5 protein-coding genes are annotated in these 3,872 nt (G+C 49.5%); 1 reads left to right on the plus strand and 4 read right to left on the minus strand.

All coding sequences use genetic code 11. From position 1 onward, the window contains the following. A partial coding sequence (locus ACYVG7_RS10975) for a hypothetical protein (RefSeq protein WP_460883147.1) occupies positions 1-183 on the plus strand: 183 nt, incomplete at its 5' end. A gap of 103 nt (positions 184-286) precedes the next feature. On the opposite strand, the gene metF is transcribed toward ACYVG7_RS10975, so the two are convergent. The 4 genes from metF to ACYVG7_RS10995 form a co-directional block, all read right to left on the minus strand. Next, a complete protein-coding gene (gene metF, locus ACYVG7_RS10980; protein WP_460883148.1) occupies positions 287-1,183 on the minus strand; it encodes a methylenetetrahydrofolate reductase in 897 nt (298 codons plus the stop codon). Between the two features lie 412 nt (positions 1,184-1,595). Further along, positions 1,596-2,666, minus strand: coding sequence for a protein-glutamate methylesterase/protein-glutamine glutaminase (locus tag ACYVG7_RS10985; protein WP_460883149.1), 1,071 nt, complete (start codon positions 2,664-2,666; stop codon positions 1,596-1,598). Then, a complete protein-coding gene (locus ACYVG7_RS10990) occupies positions 2,660-3,145 on the minus strand; it encodes a chemotaxis protein CheD (protein WP_460883150.1) in 486 nt (161 codons plus the stop codon). The genes ACYVG7_RS10985 and ACYVG7_RS10990 overlap by 7 nt, the downstream gene beginning before the upstream one ends. Next, positions 3,142-3,750, minus strand: coding sequence for a CheR family methyltransferase (locus tag ACYVG7_RS10995; RefSeq protein WP_460883151.1), 609 nt, complete (start codon positions 3,748-3,750; stop codon positions 3,142-3,144). The genes ACYVG7_RS10990 and ACYVG7_RS10995 overlap by 4 nt, the downstream gene beginning before the upstream one ends. Between the last annotated feature and the right edge of the window lie 122 nt (positions 3,751-3,872).

The raw sequence follows: 3,872 nt of genomic DNA on the forward strand, positions 1-3,872 counted from the left end.
CTTGATTTGATTGTTAAAGAGCGTGACAGCCTCAGCTGTCGTGGGATGCGCATCTTACGCTTTCCCGATTCAGAGTCAAGCACTTTTTACCGTGTTCGCTCCGGGCATTTCGGCCCTTCTGGCACTGCTGCAGCGTTCTCCGAAGAGTGCGTGCCTTGCCGTGTCAGCGAGGCGGCATTATAGGGATGTCGAATCGGTTGGCAAGGGGATTCTCTTAAAAAGATCCCCTTCTCGGTTTAAGTGGCTATTTTTACTGCATAACGAGCTAAAAACAGCCTCCCAGCGGCTATACGTGGGGCCGAACACCGAGCGTGTGACATATAGCATAGGTCAGTTCGGAACGATTCAAGGTATAGAAGTGGAAATCCTTCACGCCTTCTCGAGACAATACCCGAACCATGTCAATTGCTACACTCGCGCCCAGCAAGTTGCGAGTGGTCTGATCCTCATCGGCAATTCCAGAGAAGCGCTGGTGCAGCCAGTTTGGGATCTTCACGTTGGTGAAGCCGGCAAATTTTTGCAACGTCTTATAATTGGATACCGGCAAAATCCCGGGAATAATCTCGGCATCAATGCCGATAGCCGCACAACGATCCCGAAACCGTAAATAGCTTTCAACATCGAAAAAGAACTGGGTAATTGCGCGATTAGCACCGGCATCAATCTTACGTTTTAAATTCAACAGATCCGCTTGCGCGCTCTTTGCTTCAGGATGCTTCTCGGGATAGGCCGCGACCGACACATCAAAATCAGCAACGCCTTTCAATAGCGCCACCAAATCAGCTGCATACATATCGGGTCGTTGTACGCTTTCTGGCGGTAAGTCTCCCCGGAGAGCCACAATATGCCGGATACCGCTATCCCAATAGTCTTTTGCGATCTGAATCAACTCATCACGACCGGCATCAATACAGGTCAGATGCGGTGCAGCGATCAGGCCGGTTCTATCTTTGATGTCTTTGATGACTTTGTGGGTGCGATCCCGAGTACCAGAGTTAGCGCCATAAGTGACAGAAACAAACTTTGGCGCCAAGGTGCGCAAACGCTCAATCGAATGCCACAGGGTCTGTTCCATCGATTCAGTGGTCGGTGGGAAAAACTCGAATGACACACCGATATCACCATTCAGGTCGGCAAGGCTTTGATTGAGGGCCTCTACCTGACGTGCGCTGTCAAAACTCATGGCTGTACTCCTTTTCTATTCGCTGCGACGACCTCCGGATTCACGAGCATCCGAGCAGTGAATCAGCGCTGGATGTTTGGACGTCTAAATGTCCAAACATCTTGGACAGTTCGCTGAGCGCTGTCAACCCACTTTATCGGCATGTTAGAACATTAACTTCGGGATAAATAACCACTCAGTCTTGGCATCGATCACCACTTAGACCATCACTATCGACAAATGCAGACTAACTGCTTAACAGTTAGGATAGAGACCAGTACAAAGAACTAAAGATATCTAGCGAAAGTTGCTGGTACAACGCCAAAACAACTCACTTCTATATAAGAAGACGAGAAGACGAATGGCAAGACGGTTGCAGTAAGCACCCAGATCTAGGACGTCCCATAACAATCGCTACAGTTATAGCTAACTGTTATAGACTTTTGCTCAGCCTAGAAAACATCATGATTTCGTCAGGGATCTGTGCCAGTGAATGCACACCCCCAGCGGCTCCCATCCGGATCGCTTCTTTGGGCATACCGAACACCACGCACGATGCTTCATCTTGCGCGATAGTCTTAGCACCCATTTCACGCATGGTCAGCAGACCTCGAGCACCATCATCTCCCATACCGGTCATGATGACGCCCAGCGCATTGGGACCGGCGGCTTTGGCAACGGAGCGAAACAGGACATCGACCGAGGGCCGATGCCGGTTGACGGGAGGGCCATCTAACACCTCGACACAATAATGCGCCCCTGAGCGATGCAGTTGCAGGTGTAACCCGCCAGGAGCAATCAGCGCGACACCATCCAGGACCCGATCGCCATTTTTTGCCTCCCGAACCTCGATAGCACACAAGCTATTCAGCCGTTCCGCAAATGCCGCAGTAAATTTTTCTGGCATATGCTGGACAATGACAATGCCGGGAGCATCGGCGGGTAACACACTCAATACCCGCTCCAATGCAATGGTTCCTCCGGTCGAAGTACCGATTGCCACAATACGGTCTGTGGTATGAGAAAACGAACGCGCAGGCTGGGATGTGAGATGAGAGGGAAGAATGGGTTGTGCTATCCGCAGATCCGGACGCAATGCCCGCGCAGAACCAGCTTCACGGATGGCCGCCACCAGATCATGAGCAATAGTCTCAAGATGCTGTCTGACTCCCAGCTTGGCTTTGGCAAATACCGCAACGGCCCCTGCCGATAGCGCATCCAGGGTTAATGCAGCTCCGGCATCGGTCAGAGAGGAACAGATAACCACAGGGGTAGGATGTGTGGCCATCAATTGGCGCAAAAATGTCAGCCCATCCATCCGCGGCATTTCCATATCCAGCAAGATCACATCAGGCCATTGTTGTTCCAGCTTGGGTAGTGCACTCACTGGATCTGCTGCCGTCCCCAATAGTTGCAAATCGGGTTGCCCCTGTATCACCTCGGACATAAATTGCCGTACCAAGGCGGAGTCATCGACCACAAATACTCGCGTCTTGGCTACCATGTCCCCTCCTGATAATCCGGACTACTAGGATCACCCAGATGCTGCCACCAAAAACGCCCCGAGGCGGCATCAACCAGCAGTTTACGATGGTGATGCCCCCCAGTTTGTTCACATCTCAAACTCAATCCCAGCCGACGCAGCTCTTGATGAAAAAAAACGATGTTTCTGTGGCCAATGCTCTGCTCATATTGCGCAGCCGAGTAAAATCTCGTACTACCACCAAACAATGCCAGTGAAAAATCCTGGGGCCTAGCCCCTATTTTTTGGGCGTCGCTCATCCACTGAGTCAATGCTACATCGCCATAGCGCAGACTTTGCGTATCGCCATCACGGAGTTTAGGTAACATTACATGACTCACAGATAGCAATTGACGCTCCGGTAACCAAGCAACCAAAGAGACACATGACCCTAACAGCGTGGATATCTGTTCACTCGTAGATCCAAAAAAATAATCACCTGGTCCAAGGAATATCGTCATGCTGCTGGCTCATGGTAATAAACAGCCGAACCACATGATGTTAATGGCAGACCAAGACCATATAAACTTTCAGAATGACCAATAAACAGGAAACCGCCTGGTTTCAGGCGGGAAAGAATACGCTCAACAATGGATCTTTTCCCATCCACATCAAAATAAATCAATATATTTCGCAAAAATATGATATCGAAAACGGGCAAATCAGCCGGGAGATTTGTATTGAGATTGATACAATAAAAACTGACTTTTTCACGTAACTCTTGTTTTACTTGTAGCAGTCCCTCTAATTCGCCAACTCCTTTGAGGCAATACCGCTTAAGGAATTCCGCCGGTATGCCCTGGGCTCTACTCATGGGATAAATCCCTTGTCTTGCCGAATCCAGAGCATGACGGCACAAATCAGAGCCAACTAAAGACCAGTTCGAATATCCAGGTAACAAGTCACTCAATAGCATACTAATGGAGTACACCTCCTCCCCAGAGGAACATGCCGCACTCCATATGCTTAATGGCCGACGATCCCAATCTGTGATAATTGATTTCAAAAAATGAAAATGAGCTTCTTCGCGAAAGAAAAATGTTTCATTGGTGGTTAAGAGATCCACGGCTAATCGCCGTTCGTCCTGTTGCCGCGGATCTTCCAATAAAGCAGGGCTGACGCATCAGTGTTTATACTTTGAACAACCCCATACATTCGAACAAATATTGTTCATTCAGACAGCAGAGC

The organism is Pseudaeromonas pectinilytica, from assembly GCF_054780855.1.